At 43.8% G+C, this 23916-nt stretch carries 20 protein-coding genes; 10 read left to right on the top strand and 10 right to left on the bottom strand.

The features are described from left to right. Positions 1-65 precede the first annotated feature (65 nt). From O3646_RS08845 to O3646_RS08830, 4 genes are all read right to left on the bottom strand, one after another. Positions 66-1640, bottom strand: a complete 1575-nt coding sequence (locus O3646_RS08845) for an ABC transporter ATP-binding protein (RefSeq protein WP_070595544.1) — start codon at positions 1638-1640, stop codon at positions 66-68. Between the two features lie 324 nt (positions 1641-1964). Then, entirely contained in the window at positions 1965-2558 is a 594-nt protein-coding gene (locus O3646_RS08840) for a 3'-5' exonuclease (RefSeq protein WP_013904187.1), read from the bottom strand. 53 nt (positions 2559-2611) lie between these two features. Next, positions 2612-3106 (bottom strand): DUF536 domain-containing protein, encoded by a 495-nt coding sequence (locus tag O3646_RS08835; protein ID WP_003008835.1) that lies wholly within the window; start codon positions 3104-3106, stop codon positions 2612-2614. Positions 3107-3210: 104 nt separating this feature from the next. Next, positions 3211-5499, bottom strand: coding sequence for a Xaa-Pro dipeptidyl-peptidase (locus O3646_RS08830; protein WP_371610790.1), 2289 nt, complete (start codon positions 5497-5499; stop codon positions 3211-3213). Positions 5500-5600: 101 nt separating this feature from the next. Here O3646_RS08830 and O3646_RS08825 point away from each other — a divergent pair, with 101 nt between their 5' ends. From O3646_RS08825 to O3646_RS08785, 9 genes are all read left to right on the top strand, one after another. Further along, on the top strand, positions 5601-6878 hold the full coding sequence (locus O3646_RS08825) for an HdeD family acid-resistance protein (RefSeq protein ID WP_023919173.1): 1278 nt from the start codon (positions 5601-5603) through the stop codon (positions 6876-6878). Positions 6879-6984: 106 nt separating this feature from the next. Next, positions 6985-7752 (top strand): CppA N-terminal domain-containing protein, encoded by a 768-nt coding sequence (locus O3646_RS08820; RefSeq protein ID WP_155170255.1) that lies wholly within the window; start codon positions 6985-6987, stop codon positions 7750-7752. Between the two features lie 10 nt (positions 7753-7762). Beyond that, positions 7763-8704 carry a serine hydrolase domain-containing protein gene (locus tag O3646_RS08815; RefSeq protein WP_173018907.1) on the top strand — a complete coding sequence of 314 codons (942 nt, stop codon included), beginning with the start codon at positions 7763-7765 and terminating at the stop codon, positions 8702-8704. Positions 8705-8876: 172 nt separating this feature from the next. Beyond that, positions 8877-9755, top strand: coding sequence for a mevalonate kinase (mvk, locus tag O3646_RS08810; RefSeq protein WP_173018906.1), 879 nt, complete (start codon positions 8877-8879; stop codon positions 9753-9755). Continuing rightward, positions 9737-10687: a diphosphomevalonate decarboxylase gene (gene mvaD / locus O3646_RS08805; RefSeq protein ID WP_155170249.1), complete on the top strand. Its 951-nt coding sequence runs from the start codon at positions 9737-9739 to the stop codon at positions 10685-10687. Before mvk ends, mvaD begins: the two co-directional genes overlap by 19 nt. Then, the gene (locus tag O3646_RS08800) at positions 10677-11684 is read left to right on the top strand and encodes a phosphomevalonate kinase (protein WP_155170247.1); all 1008 of its coding nucleotides are present in this window, start codon (positions 10677-10679) and stop codon (positions 11682-11684) included. Before mvaD ends, O3646_RS08800 begins: the two co-directional genes overlap by 11 nt. Next, positions 11681-12685, top strand: coding sequence for a type 2 isopentenyl-diphosphate Delta-isomerase (gene fni, locus O3646_RS08795; RefSeq protein WP_371610788.1), 1005 nt, complete (start codon positions 11681-11683; stop codon positions 12683-12685). Before O3646_RS08800 ends, fni begins: the two co-directional genes overlap by 4 nt. Before the next feature lie 410 nt (positions 12686-13095). Beyond that, complete coding sequence (locus O3646_RS08790; protein ID WP_031576305.1) at positions 13096-14757, top strand: C69 family dipeptidase; 1662 nt, start codon at positions 13096-13098, stop codon at positions 14755-14757. After that, positions 14750-15577, top strand: a complete 828-nt coding sequence (locus tag O3646_RS08785) for a PrsW family glutamic-type intramembrane protease (protein WP_155170245.1) — start codon at positions 14750-14752, stop codon at positions 15575-15577. Before O3646_RS08790 ends, O3646_RS08785 begins: the two co-directional genes overlap by 8 nt. A 48-nt stretch (positions 15578-15625) precedes the next feature. On the opposite strand, the gene O3646_RS08780 is transcribed toward O3646_RS08785, so the two are convergent. The 6 genes from O3646_RS08780 to pflB form a co-directional block, all read right to left on the bottom strand. Beyond that, a complete protein-coding gene (locus O3646_RS08780; RefSeq protein ID WP_134974644.1) occupies positions 15626-16888 on the bottom strand; it encodes a hydroxymethylglutaryl-CoA reductase, degradative in 1263 nt (420 codons plus the stop codon). Beyond that, on the bottom strand, positions 16888-18060 hold the full coding sequence (locus O3646_RS08775; RefSeq protein ID WP_134974643.1) for a hydroxymethylglutaryl-CoA synthase: 1173 nt from the start codon (positions 18058-18060) through the stop codon (positions 16888-16890). Before O3646_RS08775 ends, O3646_RS08780 begins: the two co-directional genes overlap by 1 nt. A 187-nt stretch (positions 18061-18247) precedes the next feature. After that, positions 18248-18478 (bottom strand): hypothetical protein, encoded by a 231-nt coding sequence (locus O3646_RS08770; protein ID WP_155170243.1) that lies wholly within the window; start codon positions 18476-18478, stop codon positions 18248-18250. A 106-nt stretch (positions 18479-18584) separates the two neighbouring features. Continuing rightward, on the bottom strand, positions 18585-19052 hold the full coding sequence (locus tag O3646_RS08765; protein ID WP_003005049.1) for a threonine/serine exporter family protein: 468 nt from the start codon (positions 19050-19052) through the stop codon (positions 18585-18587). Between the two features lie 4 nt (positions 19053-19056). Continuing rightward, a complete protein-coding gene (locus O3646_RS08760) occupies positions 19057-19815 on the bottom strand; it encodes a threonine/serine exporter family protein (protein ID WP_049474350.1) in 759 nt (252 codons plus the stop codon). Positions 19816-20231: 416 nt separating this feature from the next. Further along, entirely contained in the window at positions 20232-22547 is a 2316-nt protein-coding gene (pflB, locus tag O3646_RS08755) for a formate C-acetyltransferase (RefSeq protein ID WP_031575567.1), read from the bottom strand. Between the two features lie 260 nt (positions 22548-22807). On the opposite strand from pflB, the gene dinB reads away from it, so the two are divergent. Continuing rightward, the gene (gene dinB / locus O3646_RS08750) at positions 22808-23914 is read left to right on the top strand and encodes a DNA polymerase IV (protein WP_031575564.1); all 1107 of its coding nucleotides are present in this window, start codon (positions 22808-22810) and stop codon (positions 23912-23914) included. The last annotated feature ends 2 nt before the right edge of the window (positions 23915-23916 follow it).

Below are 23916 nucleotides of genomic sequence, written 5' to 3'. Positions count from 1 at the left end.
GAAAGTTTTAGTATTTTCTTTCTTTGATATACTAACGATATATTTTTAGGTTTGTGTCAGTAATTTTATTCTTTTCTTAATTCAATGACTTGATCGTATCGACTTTCATTATCAATATGGTGAGCGATTTCTAACACCATCATCGGTAGTGAGAAAATCAAGTCACGAACCATCTGGCTATTTTCTACGTCAAGAGCTGCAGTTACCTCATCTGCTAATAAAATATCCTTTTTACGAAGAAGGAAGCGGGCTAGTTCAACCCGGACTCGTTGTCCACCTGAAATATTTTCTCCGTTATTAGTGATTACAAAATCAAGTCCATCAGTTAGTTCATGGTCGAGTTTGACCTGTCTCAAAACAGTCTCCAATTCTTGATCTGAAAACTCTTGTCCCAAACTGAGATTGTAGCGAACAGTATCATTAAAGAGGAAAGGATGCTGGCTGATAATGCCTACCTGACGAACAAAGTGACTTGTTTTAACTCCATCCCTTGTACGACAAGTAATCGTTCCGGCATCCGGCTTTTCTTCCCCTGTGATCATTCGGAAGAGGGTTGATTTCCCACAGCCACTTGGCCCTTTGATGAGGACTTTTTCGCCTTGTCGAATGGCTAGATTAAGATCGCGAAGAATCTCTCTACCATTATAAGATTTACTTAAATGAGAAATTTCTAGTTCTTCTACTTGAGAGATCGAATGATTGTCCGTTTCACTATCATCTGCTCGATTTAAAATTCCGAAAATCTTTTCTGCCGTTGTTTTGGCTCCTTGTACTTCAACCACATCATACATGATATTTTGGATAGGTCCTACCAGTTGACCAGCAGCAATATACATAGCAACCAGGCTAGCCACTGAAACATGATGACCCTGCATAGCAAGGAAGAACCCTAATACCAAGGGGAGTACTTGGCTCAGAAAGACCATAAAACCATTACAAAAGAAAACAATATTATGGGTAAAAGCAAACCTTTGAATAGCTCGTTGATAACGAAGATTGATATTCCAGACGCGCTGAGAATTTTCAGGCAAGGCTTGATTCATCCGCAAGGTCTGAGCCCCTCGAATACTATCAGAGATTTGGTTATGAACAGCTGTTCTTCCCTGAGACATTTCATCCCCTGAATTCTTTAGCTTATTATTCATCAAGAATTGTGGAATGGGACGTAAGATCGTGAAGAAAACAAAGATAGAACCCAATAAAACATTTTGGGCAATGATATAGATCGCCGTAATCAGTGCCCCAAATCCCCAACATGAAATAGACATATAGCGTTCAAAAAAGTTATCTCCTAAAAATTCCATATCCTGTGTCAGCATGGTAATCTTTTCATCTTCACTATATTCCCTGTCTTCCATTAACTTCTGAAAAAGTGCCGTTCGGATATTCATGTGAATTTCGCGTCTAAAGACATTATTTGCATGATTACAAAATAACATTAGACTATACAAAGCGAAATAGACAGAAAAACCAAAGAGAGCAAATTTCCAAATAGAGGAATAGGTAAGGTTATTTTGATCTATTGATAATGCTTTGGCGACAACCAAAGGTTGCCCTAATGCAAGACCCCCATTTGCCAGTGCTCCAATAATGGTTAGGTATTTTGTTTTTTTATCAAGATATTTAAAGATATTAATCATAAATCTCTCCTAGAAAATAGAACCCTATGATTGAGAAATATCAGATATAATCATTAAATCTTATTACATATTATTCTTTGTGATATATTTTACATGCTCATTATACATCTAAAAATAAGTCTGGTCAATGAATATTCAAAAAATTAGAAATGATTAAATCTTTAATAACTAATATTTTAAGATAAGCCTTTGAAAATGCTCTATTTGTCTGTCGGATGAAAATTTACTTTAGTCAATCTTTACAGAAATGAAATAAAAAGCACCCCCAAAGAAAGATATGAAAACATCTAACTCTAGGAGTACTGCTCAGTTTTGAGCCTTTTTTTATTCATCAAAGAATCCGGATAGGTCCAAGCCTCCGAAGGGGTTGGTGGAGAAGTTCTCTTGCTCTTCAAGGAGGGTACGGCCTTGATCGAATTCGAGGAATTGTTCGTAGACAAGGGCTGTCATGCGGGCATCCTCCAAGCTATCGTGTGATTTTCCTGCGACTCCCAAAAATTCTGCAACGGTGTGGAGTTGGAGATTTTTAATGCCGTGGAGGTCAGATGGACGACGTTCGAAAGCCTCGTCAAAGACATCGACAGCGTACTGGTCTTCTAAATCCAAGCCATTTTCAAGTAGGATGGGTAGGTCGCTCTTTTTGGCATTGTATCCGATCAAGGGCCGGTCTCCTACAAAGGCCTTGAATTCGCTGAGGACCTGTTCTAGTTGTGGGGCATTTTGGATCTTGTCCTGGGTAATGCCAGTGAGGCCGTTAATAAAGCTTTTTAGAGGCTTATCGGTGTAGACGTAGGAGTCGTAGTGGTCGACTTCTTTACCGTCCGTAAAACGTACGGCAGACACCTGGATGATCTGATAGGCGCCTTCGTATTGGTTAAATTCGAGGTCAAAGGCGATATAATCTTCTAATGCTTTCATGGGAAATCTCCTGTGGTAGAAAAGAAAAGGGACTGGTAGGATCCAGCCCCGGATTATCGACGGAAAACGCGTGCCCAGAAACCTTTGCTTTCTTGCTCTTGAACTTTTTCGTTGGCTTGTTCGAGTTCAAGTTTCAAGGTATCGCGGTCGTTCATTGCTTGTAAAGTCAATTGTTGTTGTTGGTCCAATTGCTTGTCTTTTTCAGCAATTTGAACGTCTTTCACGCGCAACTGTTCATCTTTCTTAGCGAGTTGCTCGTCTTTGGCTTTGAGTTGCTCGTAGAGACGGACGATTTCAGCATTTTTTTCATCTACCAAAATTTCCATCAATTCGCGTTGTTTCACATCATCGCTGACGGGCTCATCTTCAAAAATAGTTTTTTTGTAGATTTCTTCGAGCTTGATCAAGCCACTACGGGTTACAACGGTAACCCCTTTTTCGTTCTTTTGTGTATCTTCTGGAGCCAGCGCTTTGACACGGTTATTGACCGCCTGGCGGCTGACTCCTAAAATTTCAGCAATTTCGCTGACAGTTTTTTCAATCGCCATAACTTCCTCTAATATCTTTTTCTATGAAATACTCTATTAGATAGTAACATAAGTAGGCTAAGCTGTCAAATGAAGCCGAGTAAGGGCAAGCCTTGAGACCACGATTAGCGGGTCTCTGTCATTTCAGGAAGATGGAGGCTGGATTGTGCTAAATCAATGGTCAGTTGGTAATCGGTTTGATCGCGCACAGTGATTTCAAAGTCCGTTGTGTAAAGGACCAGGCGAAGGGTCGCTCCTTTTTCGAGCTTGTAGATGGTTGGTTGAAGATCAAAGTCAAATTCCATCCACTCGCCTGGCGTCACAGCCTCAACCTCTAAGAGGTCATGACGATTTTGGAGGTTGAGATAACCTTTAGAAATGACTCGTTGGCCAGCTTCTTTGAAAGGCAACTCAGTCAAATTGTCTAGCATATGGTAGCGACCGTTATCCAGCGTACGGACCGACAAGACAGCAGGATAGGGTTGGAGGTATTTCTTGCTTCTAAGCTCTAAGAGTTGGGCTGAAAGCAGGCCTTTATTGGTGCTGGAGTAAAGTCGCAGGTGAAGGCGAGCTTTCCCATTGAGGTGTAGGTCTTCTTCGATTGGAAGATCAATGGTCACCTGTTGCGCCTTATCCTGGTAGAGGTCCGTTAAGAAGGTCGGATAAGCCTTGCCATAGCGCTCGTAATCTTTTGTCTCGTAGCGGTTTTGGATGACTTTTTCGTCGTCTCCCAGGGAGAAGGTCCGCTGATTTGTTTGGTTGCCAAAATCATCCAAGGAAGTCCAACTTTGTTCTCCTGTATTGTCCTGCCAGATGACAGTAGGCAATTCATAGCTTGAATCGTAGCCCAGCAATTTTTTAGAGAGGAGGGCGTTCATGCTTTCGCGGAAGTCAATGGATTGCCAGTTGTTGAGATAGACATGGGCACCATTGTGATAGAAGAGGTGTTTCTTGATGCTTGTTGGAAGAGCCTGGAACATATTAAAGACGTGAAGAGGTTTCACGTTCCAGTCTTGCGAACCATGAGTGAAGACCACCTCAGCCTTCACCTGATCAGCATGTAAGAGATAATTGCGGTCGTGCCAGAATTGATTGTAGTCTCCAGAAGCGCGGTCCAGCTCTTTTTTCACGATGTCTAGATCGGCTTGGTGGGCTGCATTATGGTGCAAATAGTCTCCACCTAGAAGGTTGCGCGAGTAGGTCAATTCGGCAAGGGAATCGAAATCTTCACCTGGATAGCCACCAGGACTTGTCACGAGGCCGTTTTCGCGGTAGTAGTTGTACCAAGAAGAGATCCCAGCCTCTGCAATGATGACTTCAAGACCGTCCACACCTGTGGTCGCAAGGCCGTTAGACATGGTTCCAAGGTAAGAGATCCCGGTGGTTGCGACCTTTCCATTAGACCAATCAGCTTTGACTTGGCGTTTGCGTGTGTGATCTGTAAAGGCCCGGCAACGGCCATTGAGCCAGTCGATGACATTCTTATAGGCTTCGATTTGACGATAATCTCCATTGGTCATCAAGCCTTGGGAATCCTTGGTTCCAAGACCGGAGACGTAGAGATTGGCAAAGCCACGAGCGAGCAGGTAGTCATTGAGAGTATAACTGCTGTTGATATGAGTGAGGGTTTCTTCAGCTTCATCGACTAGCTCAGCTGAACCGACAGGATCCACCAATTCTAATTGAGGTACTTCTACTTGAATGGTATGAGGTTCTTTGACCTCGAGGTCGACATTCATATTGTAGAGGGCCTTGTCGCTGGCCTTATCGTTGGTCCCTTGGTGATAAGGACTTGCGGTCATAACAGCTGGAATCTTGCCTTCATAGCGAGGACGGATAATGCTGACCTTGACCAAGTCTGGCAGACCATCTTTGTCGGTATCGACCCGACTTTCCACATAGACGACCTCGCGGATGGCATCATGGCTCGTAAAGGTTGCGAGGCTCTTGCCGTTAAAATAGTGATACTGGTTATCTTCAGGAATCAAGCCATCGCTGACCAACTGATCGATGAGTAAATTTCCTTTTACTGTTCGAGTATTGAGAAGGTGATAGAGGTTTTCTACCAAGTTTCCATACTCAATCGGAAATTGGACTTCTTTCAAGAAGCTATCCGTATCTTCAAAATCAATAAAATAGCGGAAACCGAGTAATTGGAGGGCTACTGTGTAAAAAATGTTCGGAGACCATTCGCAGTCAGATTGGATATACGTTAAAAAGTCTGTTTTAGAATCCACCACTAGGTTAGAGAGGGGATAATCTGTATCTTTATAGGTGAAGTAAACCTTGCGGACAAACCATTCAAACAGTTCTTTTTCTGGGAGGTGGGTGGGAAGGTCAAACCCAATTTCTTTTAGTTCCTTAAGAATGTCTTTTTGGTCAACAGATAGATAGCTATATTGATTGTATTTCATAGACTGCTCCTTTTATCAGTTTCTTTTTTCTTTACTTCTTATATTATACTTGATAAAATAGTATTTGTCTAAAGACCTTTCGTCTATAAGGAGAAGGAATATTGAAAAAAATATCTTTTGAACAAGTTGCAAGAAGACGGACCTTATTGTTTGGGGTTCTTGCCGTCATTTTTGGGATTCTCATTTTTCGAAACGGCGTTGGTTTCACCAAATTTTCCTTGGATCTATTAGCCATTTACTTTTTAGTTGATGGACTAGGAAGCTTTCTTCTTCGCTTTTTGTTACGTAGCAAGTCTATTTCCTATAGCCACTCTATTTGGTTTATTTTTCTTTCACTTGCGTTGATCTGGTTGAATCGACTGAGTAGTCTGCCCGTAAACTTAGTTGTGATTTGTTTAGGGGCATATCAGTTGGGGAGTGCCATTGTCTATGGGATCACATTTTGGCTTTATAAGGCCAATCGGGTAAAAGGAGGCTGGCTCTATTTATGGGATGCGCTTTTAAACGGTGGGCTTGGTCTAGCAACTGTCTTGGAACCTGGTTCAGATGGGCACTTCCAATTTATCCTCTTGGGGGCTTATCTGGTCTTGTTGGGGATTTCTAATATTCGAGATGGTATTTTATTTGACAAAGACCAACAAGGCCAAGAGTTAAAACGTCGCTTTCGTATTAGCCTACCGGTTATCTTTGCAGCCTTTATCCCTGCTAAGGAGTTAAAACGGTTTAACCAGTTTCTTCAAAAAGGGAGCTCGGCGGGACACACAGGCCCTTATCGATTGGTGAAAAAAGAAGAAGAGGCAAGGGAATTAGAAATTTTGGTTCATACTTCTGACAGCAACTTATTTGGAGCGATTGGGCATGTAGATATTTGTTATCAGGGGAAGGTCATTTCTTACGGAAGTTACGATCCCTTTTCAGAGCGTCTATTTGGGACGATTGGGGATGGCGTACTGTTTAAAGTGGATAAGGAACCATACATCGAACTATGTAAAAAAGAGAGTCAAAAGACGCTGTTTGGCTACAGCCTATCCCTTACCGAAGAAGAGAATCAGGCAGTAGAGAAGCGTCTAGCTGAAATTGATCAGTTGTTAGAACCTTGGGATCCACCTAGGAGGTTACTGGAAGACGGTCAGCCGACCTACGCTTACAAATTGAAATATGATTTAGGGGCTGAGCTATATAAATTTACTTCTTCGCGTTTTAAATCTTACTTTGTTCTGTCTACTAATTGCTGCCTGTTAGCAGATTCCATTGTGGGACAGGCAGGAACGGCTGTATTAGATGTGCGTGGAGTGATTGCACCAGGGACCTATCAGGATTACTTAGAATACGAATTTGAAGCTCCAAACGGGCGGGTCCATACACGAACAGTATACTAAAAAAAGAAAGACAGATTTTTATTTTTGAAAAATCTGTCTTTTTTGCACAAGATTTCTTGTAAAAAGCCAGAAAATCTTTTACAATAAAAAGTGCTTGGAGGAAAGTATGACAGCAAATCAGATCGTAAGAGTGATCCCAGTCTTGAAAGTGAATAACCGAAATGTCAATCAACGCTTTTATGAAGAGACATTGGGAATGAAAGTATTAGTGGAAGAAGGAGCTCTCCTGTCTTTAGGAGATGCCTCAAAAGTAGAAAAAATCGTCTTAGAAGAGTCACCGAGTATGCGTTCGCGTAAGGTCGAAGGTCCAAAGAAATTGGGTCGCATCGTGGTGAAAGTGGCACAAGCTCAAGAAATTGATTATTTGTTGGCCCGCCAGCCAGAGACAAGCGCCCTTTACCAAGGAGCTAATGGTCGCGCCTTTGAAGTTGTGTCTCCTCAAGGAGATACCATTTTCGTGCATGCGGAAGAAAATCTTGAAAGCCTAGAACCTTTGGAGAAAGCGCCTCTTGTTGAGCTTCCAGAAGATTTCAAAGGTTTGACCAGCTTTGATGTGGACTTTCTTGAGGTCAATGTGGCCGATCTTGCTGAGGCTGAGAAGTTCTATAGCAACTTGCCAGCTTTGGCCCACTTTATCCATTTGCAGGAAGCTCAAGGAGAAGATCTCCAAGTGGAGAACAAGGTGACTTGGGATTTGAGCATGATCAAGGTCGAATTGGCATCTTTTGATGTGGAAGTCGTGAAAGAACGCTTGGGAGAAACTGTCGATTTTGTGCACCGTAAGGGAACTTTCTTGATTGCCAAGGATCCAAGCCAGATAGAACTCTGGTTTGAAGCCAATCAAGATCAGGTCCATATTTCTTATGAAGAATAAGAATGGAGTGATGAGCGTGAATGCAATCATCGAAAAAATTACCGAACAAATCCAAGAAGGCATCTATCCAGGTGCCTCTCTTGCGCTTTACCGCAAGGGTCAGTGGAGTGAGCACTATCTGGGACTAGCGGATCCTGAAAAAGGAGAGTCAGTAGTGGCTGACCTGGTCTATGATTTGGCCAGTGTCAGTAAGGTCGTCGGAGTCGCTACCATCTGTGCTTTTTTGTATGCGAAAGGGGAGCTTCCGCTCGATCGTCCCTTTAAAGAGTTTTACCCGCGTTTTGCTCATGAGAAGACGACCATCCGGGAACTGTTGACCCATACTTCTGGGCTGGATCCTTTTATCCCCAACCGGGATCAATTGGATGCGAGACAGTTGAAAACAGCTCTTGAAAATTTGCAGTTGAAAGAAGACAAGAGTTTTCATTACACCGACGTCAATTTTCTTCTGCTGGGCTTTTGGTTAGAAGACAGGTTTCACCAGCCCTTGGATCGTTTATTTGAAGAGCTGATCTTTACACCTTGGAAGATGACAGAGACACGGTTTGGACCGGTCGAAAAGGCGGTGCCAACGGTCCGTGGCCTTGCTTCTGGAAGTGTTCATGATCCCAAAGCGAGAGTATTGGGCTGTCATGCGGGAAGTGCTGGACTTTTTTCAACTGTTGCTGATCTAGAGCGCTTCTTAGAGCATTATCTGAAGGATGATTTTGCGCGTGACTTGTCTCAGAATTTTGCGCGTGAAGAGGGCAAGACCCGCGCTCTCGGATGGAATCTAGAGGGGGACTGGTTGGATCATACAGGCTATACAGGAACCTTTATCATGTACAATCGAAAGAAGCAGGAAGCTGTGATCTTTTTGTCCAACCGGACCTATGAGAAGGACGAACGGGCCCAATGGATCCTGGACCGCAACTCTTTGATGGACTTGATCAAACAAGAATGTGAGAAATAGAAATGGATGGCTGGGATGACGGATCCCGGCCTTTTCTTGTCTGTCCATAAGAAGGAGCTCTTCTGGGTGATCCATTTTTGGACTCCGTCTTAGGTTGGATTTCCTTCAAAAGCATCGCTTTTTTGGCTGATTTATATTAAAATAGTAATGACCTTAATAGAGCGAGATGAATATGCATAAAGAGATAGGCGTCGGAAGGGCGCATAGTAAAATTATCTTAATTGGAGAGCATGCGGTGGTCTATGGCTATCCAGCTATTGCCCTGCCTCTCCATCATATCGAAGTGACCTGCCAGATTATCCCAGCAGACAGTCCATGGATTTTGTTTGAAGACGACACCTTGTCCATGGCGGTTTTTGCGTCTCTTGAGCACCTCGGGATTAAAGAGGCCCGGATTCGCTGCCGGATTCAGTCTATGGTACCGGAAAAACGGGGGATGGGGTCCTCTGCGGCGGTCAGTATCGCAGCTATTCGTGCAGTTTTTGACTATTATCAAGAGGAGCTGGATGATGAGACCTTAGAAATCCTGGTCAATCGAGCAGAAACCATTGCCCATATGAATCCAAGCGGGCTCGATGCCAAGACTTGTTTGAGTGATCAAGCCATTAAATTCATCCGGAATGTCGGCTTTTACCCGCTAGAGCTGGGTATAAAAGCGAGCTTGGTGATTGCGGATACGGGAATTCACGGCAATACCCGTGAGGCGATTCAAAAGGTTGAAGCCAGGGGGCAGGAAGTTTTGTCCCATTTCCATGAGATTGGTCAGTTGACCCAGCAGGTGGAAGAGGCTCTGAAAATGAATGATCTAACGAACCTAGGACAGGCTTTGACTACTTGCCATGAGCACTTGAGAGCCGTCGGTGTCAGCTGTGAAAAAGCAGACCATCTGGTCGCCGTTGCCCTTGAAAATGGGGCCTTAGGCGCTAAAATGAGCGGAGGCGGTCTTGGTGGCTGTGTGATTGCCCTCGTCAAGGATTCTCGTGAAGCAGCAACCATTGCCCATGCATTAGAAAAAGAAGGAGCGCACCATACATGGATCGAAAACCTGTAAAGGCTAAGTCCTATGCCAATATCGCGATTATCAAATACTGGGGAAAAGAAGATGCCAAACAGATGGTCCCTTCGACCAGTTCGATTTCGTTGACCTTAGAAAATATGTATACAGAGACCAGTCTCTCTCCCTTACCAGCAGATGCGACTGCGCATGAATTTTACATCGATGGGGAATTCCAAAATCCAGCTGAGCAAGCCAAAATTGGAGCTGTGATTGATGGCTTGAAGCCAGCAAATGAAGCGGGATTTGTTCGAGTGGATACCAGCAACAACATGCCAACCGCAGCAGGCTTGTCCTCTAGCTCGAGTGGGCTCTCTGCTCTCGTCAAGGCTTGCAATCAGTACTATGATTTGGGCTTGAGCCAGGAGGAATTAGCTCAAAAAGCCAAGTTTGCTTCGGGTTCCTCTTCACGGTCTTTCTTTGGCCCTTTAGCGGCCTGGGACAAAGAAAGTGGAGAGATTTATAAGGTTAAAACAGACCTGAAACTGGCTATGATCATGCTGGTTCTCAATGACAAGCAAAAGCCCGTTTCCAGCCGGGAAGGGATGAAACGCTGCATGGAGACTTCGACTAATTTCAAAGAATGGATCGAAGAGTCTAGACAAGATTATAAGGATATGCTGGACTATCTAGCTGGCAATAATTTTGAACAGGTCGGTCAGCTGACAGAGCGCAATGCCCTTGCTATGCATGCGACGACTAGAACAGCCACTCCAGCCTTTAGCTACTTGACAGAAGAAAGCCACAAAGCTATGGACTTTGTCCGTGAGCTTCGCGCTGCAGGCCATGCTTGTTACTTCACCATGGATGCAGGGCCAAACGTTAAGGTTCTCTGTTTAGAAGAAGACTTGGATCAGCTGATGCCTTTATTTGACGACCGCTATCGGACCATCGTATCTAAAACAAAGGATCCTCAAGATGAAGACTAAGTATCAGGTACAGACCGGAGGCAAGCTCTATCTAGCTGGAGAATACGCGGTGCTAACGCCTGGCTATGGGGCAGTGATTCAGTTTATCCCCATTTATCTATCAGCTACCATCCAAGAAGCAACAGCCTACCAGCTAGCCTCAGACCTTTTTGGTTACAAGGTAGATTTGACCCCAAATAAGGACTACGCCTTGATTCAAGAGACTATTCAGCTTATGGAAGAGTGGCTGAAAGATCAGGGGATAGCCCCTAAACCCTTTGATCTTTACCTTAGAGGAACACTGGGCGAAGAGGGGAAAAAGTATGGGATTGGTTCCAGCGGAAGTGTGGTCTTGCTCGTGATCAAGGCCATGGCTGCTCTGTATGAGTTAGACTTAAATCCAGATCTGCTCTTTCGACTAGCAGCAGTGGTCTTGGTGCAAAGAGGGGACAATGGTTCCATGGGCGATTTGGCTTGTATCGCTTACGAGGACTTGATTTATTACCAATCCTTTGATCGGGCTTGGTTGCATGAAGTCTTGACTTCTCAGCCTCTTTCACAAGTTTTAGACCTGGATTGGGACTACCAGATCTGCTCGATCCAGCCAGCCATCTCTTATGATTTTCTGGTTGGTTGGACCAAGGAACCAGCGATTTCAAGTGATTTGATCCGCCAGGTCAAGGGAGCGATCAAGGAAGAATTTCTTCAGGAGAGCCAGAGCGCAGTGAAGAATCTTGAAAAAGGCCTCCGTGAAGGGAACCAAAAGGACATTGAGACCAGTATCAAACGCGCCGATAAGAACCTAAAGTCTTTGAACCATCTGATCTATACCCCGGCTCTGAAAGTTCTACAGCAAGCGACAGAGGGCCTTTTTGCCTGTGCCAAATCCAGTGGTGCTGGAGGAGGCGACTGTGGGATCGCCCTTAGTTTTGATCCAGTTGAGACTCAGATCTTGATAAAGCGCTGGAAGGAAAAGAATATTGAAGTCATTTACCAAGAAAGGATGGGAGATTCGTGAGCGAAAATCGAAAAGACCAGCATATTCGTTATGCCTTGGAGCAAAGCTCCTCCTATAATAGCTTTGATGAGATCGAGCTGATTCACCGATCCCTCCCCCTTGTGGATCTAGCGGAGATTGATTTGACAACCCATTTCGCAGGGCGTGATTGGGAGTTTCCTTTTTACATCAATGCCATGACAGGCGGGAGTAAACGAGCCAAAGAGATCAATCAAAAGTTGGCAGCAGTAGCCGAAGCCTGTGGGATTCTCTTTGTGACTGGCTCTTACAGCGCAGGGCTGAAGGATCCGAACGATCAATCGTATGCGGTCCAAAAAGACCATCCTCGTCTTCTTTTAGCGACCAATATTGGCATCGATAAAGAGCCAGATCTGGGCTTGCGAACAGTGGAGGAGCTACACCCTCTCTTTCTTCAAGTCCATGTAAATCTGACGCAAGAGTTGCTCATGCCCGAAGGGGAGCGGATTTTCCACACTTGGAAAGACCATCTAAAGAGCTATGGGCAGGGCTTTCCTGTACCTGTAGTCCTGAAGGAAGTTGGCTTTGGTATGGATCCCAAAACAGTTCAGGCAGCGTTAGAAGCTGGGATCAAAACCGTCGATATTTCTGGTCGTGGTGGCACTAGTTTTGCCTATATTGAGAATCGTCGTGGTGGCAATCGTGCTTATCTGGATGATTGGGGACAATCAACTGCGCAGTGTCTCTTACAGTTACAGGATCAGATGGATCAGATTGAGATCCTCGCAAGCGGGGGCATCCGTCATCCCCTTGATATGGTCAAGGCCTTAGTCCTTGGAGCGCGTGGCGTAGGACTATCCCGCGTTTTTCTTGAGATGGTAGAGACTAAGAGCATTGAAGAAGTGATCGCCATTGTCCAAGGCTGGAAAGAAGACCTCAGATTGCTCCTTTGTGCGCTCGGTTGTCAGAACCTGAAAGAGGTCCGTGAAGTCGACTATCTCCTTTATGGAAAGTTGTGGCAAGCTCAGCAACAGAAAAAATGAAGAAAAATCATTTTAGAAACTTTCCTTAGGTGAGTACGGACGTCAGCGAACTTCTACGAAGTTCCATGACTTAGTTTTGAACCTAAGGTTTCAAAACTCCCGAGTGCCTGAAACAAAAACGTTTCAGGCACTTTTCTCACGGCGGAAAGTTTTCGTATATTATGATTCATTTTGAAAATTAGAACTCTTTTATAGTTCTTTGAAGAATCACTTAACTTATTTTACTTAAAAATTAGTTCCTATTCGTTTAGGATTGGCAAAATAAGCCAATCCTTTCTTTTTTTAAAAAGTGTTCTCCTCAAAAATTCTGATAGTTTACGAATCGTTTACGGTTACTGGAATCGCTTGCAAAACAGGCTTGTAAAAGAGTATACTAAATAAGGAAAAACATTTTTAAAAAGGAGTTTAGGATGAAGAAGCACTATTTTCGATCAGCTGTAGCAGCCTTGCTTCCGCTTTTGTTGATTGCTCAACCTGTTGAGGCTTGTACGGGGTTCATCATCGGGAAGAAACTGACTGCCGACGGTTCGACCTTGGTAGGTCGTACCGAAGATTTAGAGCCCAACCATAATAAAAATTTTGTGGTCAGAGAGCGTGTCTACAATAAAAAGGGAGCCATCTTTGAGGATGCTGCCAACGGTTTTCAATATCCCTTGCCAGAAATTAGCTATAAGTACACAGCAGTCCCAGATGTCACTCCTGATCAGGGGATTTTTGACGAAGCAGGATTCAATGAATATGGGGTTTCCATTTCTGCCACTGTATCTGCTTCAGCAAATGACAAGATCCAAAAAGTGGATCCCTATGTCAAGGATGGCCTCGCAGAATCGGGCTTGACTAGTATCGTTCTCCCTAGTGTGAAAACCGCAAGAGAAGGGGTTGAACTCATTGCTAAAATCGTCGAAGAAAAAGGCGCTGCAGAAGGAAATATTGTGACCATTGCCGATAAAGAAGGCGTCTGGTATATGGAAATCCTATCTGGCCATCAATATGCAGCGATTCTCTTCCCAGAGGATCGATTTGCTGTCTTTCCAAATACCTTCTTCTTAGGGCATGTAGATCTGTCGGATACCGAACGCACGATCGCTTCAAAAGATCTTGAAAAAGTCGCCAAAGAAGCCAATAGCTATAAGGAAGTGGACGGAAAATTCCACGTTTCTCAATCCTATAATCCGCCTTTGCAAGAAGCAGATCGCTCTCGGGTTTGGTCGGGAATCAAATCGCTAGACCCAAGCTCTCCTGTTAAATATGACGATGCGTCCTTTGACCTTCTTCATACAACCGATCGGAAATTAACTCTCCGCGATGCTATGAATCTCCAACGCAATCGTTTGGAAGGAACCAAATATAAACCACAGGATCAAATGGAGCTGGATGGAAAAGGTATTCCGAAAAAAGGGGAGTTTGATGCGGTTTATAAATACCCTATTTCCAATCCAAATGTCATGGAGGCCCATATTTTCCAACTGAAAGACGATGTCCCAGCGAGTGCGGGTGGGGGCACCATGTGGCTGTCGATGGGTAGTCCACGAAATGCTCCATATCTACCCTACTATGGCAATATTCTCAACACCTATCAAGCCTACCAAGAATTAGGGGATCATTACAATGATCGCTCTTGGTATTGGACCATTTCAAGAATCAATGACCTTGTGGCCAAGTATCCAGATTTATTCGAAGATGGGGCGATTCGTACTGAAATGGAACGGTTGGAGTCTCAGTGGATGGTCGAACAAGATCTGAGTGATAAGGAACAAATTGCCCTTGCTTCTCAGCCTGAAGAAGCTAGTGAGAAGGCAACAGAGGAAAGCTTGGCAAGAGCTGAGAAAACCTTCGAACGCTTGCAAGAAATCAGAAAAGAAGCAGAACAAAAGGTAGCAGATGAACACGGAAAAAGTGCCCTGCAGGATCTAGATGACGAAGAAGATGCTGCTTATGAAGAGAAGATTGATCTCGTTGATTTTGACTATGATTACATTCTAGCAGCAGGCTTGTTCGGGGCAACCCTTCTAGCGATTGTGATCTACCTGATTCGCTCAAAGAAACAAAAGGGAGGAAAACAAGATGACTAAAATTCAAAGAGCCTCAATCTATCTTTTTCTACTGTTTGCAGGAATTGGCTTGGAGTTTGAACTCGGTCATCTTTCTCAACAAGAATTTAGCCAGTCTGCCGGCAGAGATTTGGTCTTAAACTTGTCGGTCTTAGCTGCTATTATTATCCCACTCTATCTCTTTTCAAAACGATTGACCAAGCAGTTGTCTGTACCGACCTACATCCTATGGATTGCCATGTTTGGAGGAGCCTTCGTAGCAGGCTGGTTGAGCTTTTCAGGCAATAGCTTGATTGATATTATGAATAGCCATGTGATCAAGGATGCCACTGTCTTTAACAAGTGGACCGATGCTTTGACGGCCCCGTTTTCAGAGGAATTCTTTAAGGCTCTGGTTGCCTTTTGGGTTGTCTTGATGGTTGGCAAGAAAGATCTAAAAGCGATTCTAATTGCAGGTTTGGGCTCTGGCTTTGGTTTTCAAATCATTGAGGATTTAGGGTACGTTGCCCGCCAAACAAAATCCAGCCAATTAGCTGCCGTTACTGAGGCCATTAACCGGATTTCTGGTGGATTAGCTTCACATGCCCTCTATACAGCTGTTGTATCTGTTGGTATCTTCCTCTTGTTGTCTCAAGTAACCCAGCAAAAGGAAAAACTCTTTGGGCTTTGGTGTGTTCTCTCGACAGTAGCCAATCACTTCTTATGGAACTCTCCGTTTTATGAAACAGACCATCGGATTAATCTTCTCGTCGGACTGCTCTTTGCCGTCCAAGTAGGGACTTTTATCGAAGTGGTGCTCTATACCAAGAAAGAGCCCGATTTGCCATTTTTAAAACAATAAGGCAAATTTTTCAAACACAAAAGAACTAAGACGTGCGTCTTAGTTCTTTCATTTTCTCAATTCTTGTAAGAGTGTTTGTGCTTTTTCTAAATTGAAGGGTTTGTTTTCAAGGAGTTGGCTGACCAGACGGGGAACTTCCTCTTCCTTAGCTCCTGCTAGCAGGGCTAGAGAGCGTGCTTGGAGCTTCATGTGTCCTGCTTGGATCCCTGTAGTCACGAGGGCTTTCAAGGCGGCGAAATTCTGCGCTAAACCGAGCGACGCGATGACACCTGCTAATTCGATAGCAGAAGGTTCTCCTAGTAAACGGTGGCTGACTTGAACTGTAGGGTTGAGGCCAATGGAGCCTCCTTTTGTTGCAACTGGCATTGGTAGGGTGATCTCTCCATAGAGTTTTTTCTCTTCTGGCTGACTTGTCCAGCTACTCAAGCCTTTGTATGGGCCACTTTGTGCGGCATAGGCATGGGCTCCTGCTTCGATGGCCCGCCAGTCATTACCTGTCGCAAGGACCAGGGCATCAATCCCGTTAAAAATCCCCTTGTTATGAGTGGCTGCACGGTAAGGATCCACTTGAGCCAGTTGGCTAGCTAGCTCCATCCGGTGGGCAATCTCAATGGCTTCCTCAGGATTTCGACTCAGTGCTTTAAAATCGATGGCACACCGTGCACTCACCAAAGAGCGAGTGGCCAAGTTGGATAAAATTGCCATCAAGGCCTGACCACCAGAGAGTTCCTGGATACGATCAGTCAGAGCTTCCAGCATCGTGTTGAGCATATTGGCTCCCATGGCTTCTTTAGGATCGACAGCCAAGTAGACAATGAGAAAGTTCCCCTTGTTTTCGACCCAAAGATCCCTCGCTCCGCCTCCACGCTTGACGATAGAAGGATAGGCTTCATTAGCCAGCTGAAGAAGAGTTTCCTTGTCTTCTAGGATGCGCTTGCTAGCCATTTTCACATCCGTAACATCTGTCAGAGCAATCTCACCGATCATTTGGCGTTGGTGCACTTGGGTGGTGAAACCGCCCGAACGTTGGATGAGCTTGGCCGCAAAGCTGGCAGCTGCAACCACGGAAGGCTCTTCTGTGACCATAGGAAGGACATAGTCACGACCATTGATCAGAAAATAAGGAGCGAGACTAAAAGGCAAGTCAAAAGTCGACAAGACATTTTCCGTCAATTGATCTGCAATAGAAAGGGGAAGTCCCTTTTGTTCTTTTAAGATCTGTGCTTCATCCCAAGTTAAGAGGCCTTCCTTCAGTAAGGCCTCTATGCGTTCTGTGGGAGAAAGTTTTGCAAAACCTGGTAATCGTGCCATTATTTTTCTACTTTCTGGTAAGTGCGTTGGTGTTCCTTGATCTCTGTCAAAGCATAAGTTTGAAGCGTAGCAGGTTCAAACACTTGATTGCCACTAGAGTCTAGATCTACTTCCTCATAAAAGAGTCGTTCGTAGTCAGCAACACTAAGAACCGTCCGTTGATCTAGTTTGTCCATACGTTTGTGATCTAGGAGTTGCTCAAAACCAGGAACGAGATTGGCACTAAAGATCTCAGAAACTGCTCCACTTCCATAGCTAAAGAGGGCGATTCGGTCCCCGGCTTTGAGTTGGGGACGATTTTCCAGTAGTGATAGCAAGCCTAGGAAAAGAGATCCAGTGTAGATATTTCCCACGCGTTGGCTGTATAGAATCGATTGATCAAAGTTGTATTGTAATTGATCTTTTTTCTCTTCTGATACTGACTTATCCAAGATTTTTTTCAAGCCCTTGAGAGCTAATTTTGGATAAGGTAAATGGAAGCAGACGGACGCAAAGTCTGTCAAGGTAAGGCCAGTCCGTTTCTGGTATTCCGCCCAGGTTGTTTTCAGAGAATCTAGATATTGTTGCGTTGAATAAATCCCATTCACGAAGGGAGTTGTCGCATAATTTGGACGCCAAAAATCCATGACATCGCGTGTTTGGGCAACATTATCATCGTTAAAAGATAGAATACGAGGATTTTGGCTGATCAGCATAGCAACCGCTCCAGCCCCCTGTGTTGGTTCTCCAGGAGTTCCAATTCCGTATTTAGCAATGTCACTGGCAATGACCAAAACCTTACTCTGTGGAAATTTTTCAACATGGAGTTTAGCATAATCCAAGGCAGCAGTCGCAGCATAGCAGGCTTCTTTCATCTCAAAAGAGCGGGCGAAAGGCTGGATATCTAGTAAGCCATGGACAAACACAGCAGCAGCCTTACTCTGGTCAATTCCAGATTCTGTCGCAAGAATCACCATGTCGATCGCTTCTTTATCTTCGTCTGTTAAAATATCATCTGCTGCAGTAGCAGCCAATGTGACGATGTCTTCTGTGATCGGTGCAACACTTTGTTCTTTTAAGAGAAGACCCTTGCTCAGTTTTTCGGGATCAGTATCACGAGCAGCAGCCAAATCTTTTAAACGCAAGACATAAGGACTCGTCGCAAAACCAATCTTATCAATCCCAATTGTCATTCTTAACCTCTTTTTTATTTGATATCTACTAGTATATTTCGTTACTATTTTACCATATTTAAGGGTAAAACTCCCTTGAAAAAGCTAGATCAGCAAGGAAATCATTCTCGGGACCGATTTTGCAATGTTTCAAATAAAAAATAGAAAATCTATAAGAAAAAGCCATCCTCAGATGGCTTTTCAACTCTTATCCTTGCTTATCTTTTTTAGGATTGCTCATGATTCGTATGAAGAGTTCTTTGCATTTGTCTCTTAGAACATTTTCGTAGAAGACGATTAAAGCGATGTACACAATCAGAAAGTTCAAGGTCAGATAGAACAAGTCAAATGAATTACGGGCATAGATAGTTGCTGATTGATAGGAGGGGAGGGCTCCTAGGATCATCCAAGGAAGATACTTGATATACTTGTTTACCATCCTACAGCACCTCGCATCCTTTAAAGGATTTGTTATTTCACTATCATTGTACTCCTTTTAAACAAAAATACAAGCGATTACATAGATAAGTTTTGAAAAACCAATGCTAGTTGGCATTGGTCATTTTTCTTTTTTGATGGCGTTGATAAGAATGGTAGAGTTTCAAAACGACAGATCCACTAGCCATCCCGATGGAGATCACCAAGGCAAGAATAACCACCAGGGTCACGCTGGTTACTGCCTGGCGATATTGCCCACTGACAAAGAAGGAAGTGGTTCGATAGGAAATATATCCAGGAACCAATGGGGCTAGAATGGACAACATAAAGACCACGACAGGCGTCTTGAGAATAATACTTAAAATCTGACTGATACAGGAGCCGACAATGGCGGCGATAAAGGTTGCAACGATGACATTGGTAGGCCCTTTCAGGATATAGTAAAGTAGCCAGATGCCCATACCGAGGATTCCTCCAGGAATCAACATGGAGCGCTGCACATTTAGGACAATTAAAAAGGTGATGATGGCAATCAAACTGGCCACCGCTTGGATTAAAAATTCAGTTAGGTTCATGATTTTATTTCATAAGGACGAGGGCAACGGTTGTACCGGCACCAAGTGCAAGAGTAATGAGAAGAGTCTCAAAGAGTTTGCTCATCCCAGAGTTGAGGTGGTAATTCATCAGATCGCGGACGGCATTGGTCATAGCGATTCCAGGAACGAAGGGCATGACACAGCCTGCGATAATGAGATCGGTATTGGAAGGAAAACCACTATAGCGCGTCCAGATATGGGCCAAAAAACCAAAGACAAAGGCGGCCGCAAAGGCAGTGACAAAAGGAATGCGAACGTATTTCTCAACGACAAGAGAAAAAGCAAAGGCAAAGATAGTCGCAATACCTGCTCCAATCGCATCATAGAAATTTCCTCCAAACATGATGGAGAAGAAAGGGGCACTGAGGGTTGCCGCAATGGTCAACTGAAGATTGGTATAAGGAACGCGCTTCATTTTCAACTCGCTCAGGGCCTGGTAGGCTTGCTCGAGATCGATCTCTCCAGAGACGAGTTGACGAGAGATCTGATTGACATCACAGACCTTTTCGATATTGTAATTGGTCCGCAAGATCCGTTTCATGCGTGTGACATTGGCATTCTCAATTGAAAAGAAAATAGCGACTGGCATCGCTAAAACATTGCAATCGACGATTCCCTGTGAGTGGGCGATCCGGATCATGGTATCTTCGACCCGGTGAATCTCAGAACCGCTCTCTATCAGGAGGGTTCCGGCTAACATCAGGACGTCGATCACTTGGTTGATCTGTTTTGACTCTTCCATAATATCCTTCTTACTAAATAATCTGTTTCTATTATAGCAAAAAAGGACGAGAGACAGAACTAAAATCTTACAATTCTAGTTTGTTTCTTGTCCTTATGAATTCTTTTTAGAGAGCTATTCGTTTAGCTTTTTCGTTAACTCGGGTGGTGGTGCTGCACAGTGCTATCCTGGACGAGAAGGGTTGCTAAAAAGATCAGTGCAATCAGGATAAAGAGCCAAATAATAGCGAAAATAAATGTTAAAAACATAGGATCACCCCTTCTATCTTATTTACAGCTCTACTATAACACTTGGAGAAAGCGCTGTCAAACCCTATATAGTAAGCTCTTAAACTCTTTCAAAATTCAGAATACTCTTGCGATGGGGATGAAAAAAACCAGCCGTTTCCGACTGGTTTTTTAAGATCTATTTGAATCTTAGTTCAAGGCATCATCCATTGAAAGAACTTCGTGGAAGACACGTTGTGTCAATTCAGTTTTTTGTTCTGGAGTGAGGTATTTAGTGTTTACACAGTATCCAGAGATACGAACGATGACGTCTTCACCTGACATGATCTTTTCGTAAACATCGTTCAAGTCCATAACGTTCAAGTTAACGTGTTGTCCACCGTTTTCGAAGTATCCATCAAGGATGGTTACCAAGTTATCAACTTGTTCGTCACGAGTTTTACCAAGAGCACGTGGTGAAACTTGAGTAGTGAGTGAGATACCATCAGCTGCATAACCAAAGTCAAGGCTAGCAAGTGAGTTCAAGTTTTGCAACCATCCACCTTTCGCTTTGTTAGATGGGTTAGCACCTGGTGAGAAGAATTCCAATTTAGACAAGTTCACAGAACCATCTTCGTTGAGGTATACCCCTTTGTGGACTGGTGAGTTACCAGTTTGTTTAGAGTAAGCAACGTTAGAAGTGATGGTAAGAAGTGAAACTGTAGCTTCAGCGTTCTTGTAAAGTTTGTGGCTGCGAAGACGAGTAGTGTAAGCTTCGATCAACCATTCTGCCAATTCGTTAGAACGTGGGTCATCTTCACCCCAACGTGGGTATTCACCGATTGTTTCGTAGTCGTAGATGTAGCCATCTTCGTCACGGATTGGTTTAACAGTAGCGTATTTGATTGCTGACAATGTATCAACAGTGTTGGCAAATCCACAGATACCGAATCCCATGTTTGCGCGTTGGTGAGTTGGCAAGAAGGCCATTTGAACTGCTTCGTAGTTGTACTTATCAGTCATGTAGTGGATGATGTTCAAAGCATCTACGTAAGTGTCTGTCAACCAGTCAAGAGATTTTTCGAAGTTTGCTTTAACAGATTCGAATTCAAGAACTTCGTCACGGATTGGATCGATGTCAAATACTTTGTAGTCTTTATGAACATCGTCGTAACCACCGTTCAAACCAGTAAGAAGAGCTTTAAGCACGTTAACACGAGCACCGAAGTATTGGATGTTGTGGCGTTGTTCTTCGTTTTCTGGGTCAAGTGGAGATACACAACATGAGATACAGCTCATTTCACCGTATCCGTCTTTGGCCATTGTTGTTACACCTTCGTATTGGATAGAAGAGTGTTTGTGGCTCATGTGCATACAGTAGCGGCGGAAGCTATATGGCAATTTGTCAGTCCAAAGAACTGTCAAGTTTGGTTCTGGAGAGTTACCGATGTTGTCCAAAGTGTTCAAGAAACGGTAGTCCATCTTAGTAACACGGTGACGTCCGTCGTTACCCATACCAGCCATAGAAGTTGTGATGAAGGTTGGGTCACCTGAGTACAATTGGTCGTAAGCTTTTGTACGAGCAAATTTAACAGTACGCAATTTCATAACGAAATCGTCAACGAATTCTTGGATTTCTGATTCAGTAAATGTACCACGAGCCAAGTCACGTTCAGCGTAGATATCCAAAACGATTGGCACACGTCCAAGAGAAGTAGCAGCACCGTTGATCACACGGCAGACAGCCATGAAGGCGATGTTTGTCCATTGGATCGCTTCTTTTGTATCGAAGGCAGGACGACGTACGTCTACACCATAAAGGTCACCCAATTTAACAACTTCTTGAAGTGCTTGGTATTGAAGGTTTACTTCTTCACGAAGACGGATTGATTCTTCATCGATTTCAGTAATAGAGTTCCAGTCGTTTGCTTTTTCAGCCATCAAGTAGTCAGCACCATAAAGAGCCAAACGAGCATAAACCCCGATGATACGTCCACGAGAGTAAGCATCTGGAAGACCAGTTACAGTGTGAGCGTGACGAGCACGACGGATGTTAGAAGTGTAAGCGCGGAAGATACCGTCGTTTACAGTTGTAACGTATTTTGTGAAGATTTCATGAACTGCAGGATCTGGTTCGTATCCATTTTCTTTCAAAGTAGTTTCCGCCATACGGATACCACCACGAGGCATGAAGTTCAATTTGAACAATTCATCATTTTGGATACCGAAGATGACTTCGTTTTCTTTGTCGATATATCCAGCTGCGATATCAGCGATAGATGTTGGACGGTTATCGTATGGGAAACGAGTTTCTTCATAATGAGCTTTTGTTTCTTCAACAATTTTTTTGATGTGAAGAGAACGTTCAGTTGGACCAGCTAGGAAGCTTTCATCTCCATCATATGGTGTGTAGTTAGCTTGAACGAAGCGAGAAACGCTTGCTTTTTCTTTCCAATCTTCACCTTTGAAGCCTTCCCAGGCTTTGTCAAAAATATCTTGTGCTTCAACGACTGTTTTAACAACCATTTTTATTTTCCTCTATTGTCTTTCTAGCAACTATATCTGTTGCACTTACAATAGTAGTATACCATACAGAAATCGGTTACACAAAGGCGAATTGCGAAAAACAACAGATTCTTTTGTAATACAGTTTCAAATCCTCTGTGATACTGTACTATATTTTTGAAAACAAACACAGTTTTTCATCAATTTTCATGTTTTCTGGGGAGTCGATTTTTGCAATTCTGAAATTTTCTTCCTATAATAGAAAGAAAGGAGGGTGAAAAATGCTGATATTTCCATTAGTGAATGATACCAGTCGCAAGATTATTCATATTGATATGGATGCATTTTTTGCTGCCGTCGAAGAAAGAGACAACCCTAGTTTGAAGGGCAAGCCTGTCGTGATTGGCCAGGACCCTCGTCAGTCAGGAGGGAGAGGTGTGGTCTCGACTTGTAACTATGAAGCAAGGAAATATGGCATTCATTCAGCTATGAGCTCTAAAGAAGCGCTGGACCTTTGTCCTCAAGCCATTTTTATCTCTGGAAATTATGAGAAATACCGAGAAGTAGGTGAGCAGGTCCGTGAGATTTTCAAGCGTTATACAGATCTCATCGAGCCGATGAGTATTGATGAAGCCTATCTAGATGTGACGGAAAATAAAATCCAGAGCAAATCAGCTGTCAAAATCGCCCGCTTGATTCAGCATGCTATCTGGGAAGAGCTGCATCTCACAGCTTCAGCGGGTGTTTCTTATAATAAATTTTTGGCCAAGATGGCAAGTGACTACCAAAAACCCCGTGGCCTAACGGTGGTTTTACCGGAGGACGCTAAGGATTTCCTGAGCCAAATGGACATTGCCAAATTTCATGGAGTAGGAAAGAAGACAGTAGAGAGACTACATGAGATGGGTGTCTATACTGGCGCGGATCTTTTAGCCATCCCGGAGATGACTTTGATTGATCGGTTTGGGCGATTTGGCTATGATCTCTTTCGAAAGGCGCGAGGGATTCATAATAGCCCTGTCAAGAGCCATCGTATCCGCAAGTCGATCGGAAAAGAGCGGACCTATCGCAAGCTCCTCTATGCTGAAGATGATATTTTAGAAGAAATTGCCAATCTGTCCAGTAAGGTAGCCCAATCGCTGGAAAAACACGGCAAGCAAGGAAAAACTTTGGTCTTAAAAGTGCGCTATGGAGACTTTACCACCCTGACCAAGCGTATCACCTTGACGGAGCCAACGCGAGATGCTGAGCGCATCAATCGTTCAGCGCGTCACATTTTTCAAGAAATCGAATCGATAAATACAGGAATCCGCCTCTTGGGTGTCACCATGACCAACTTTGTTGATCATACTGAACTACCTCTGGTAGAGGAAGAAAAAGACAACTAGTC

The organism is Streptococcus sp. 27098_8_148, assembly GCF_041432105.1.
In the GTDB taxonomy this organism is placed as follows: domain Bacteria; phylum Bacillota; class Bacilli; order Lactobacillales; family Streptococcaceae; genus Streptococcus; species Streptococcus parasanguinis_AE.
Note: the sequence above shows the minus strand (reverse complement) of the source record. Positions and strands in the feature narration are given on the sequence as shown.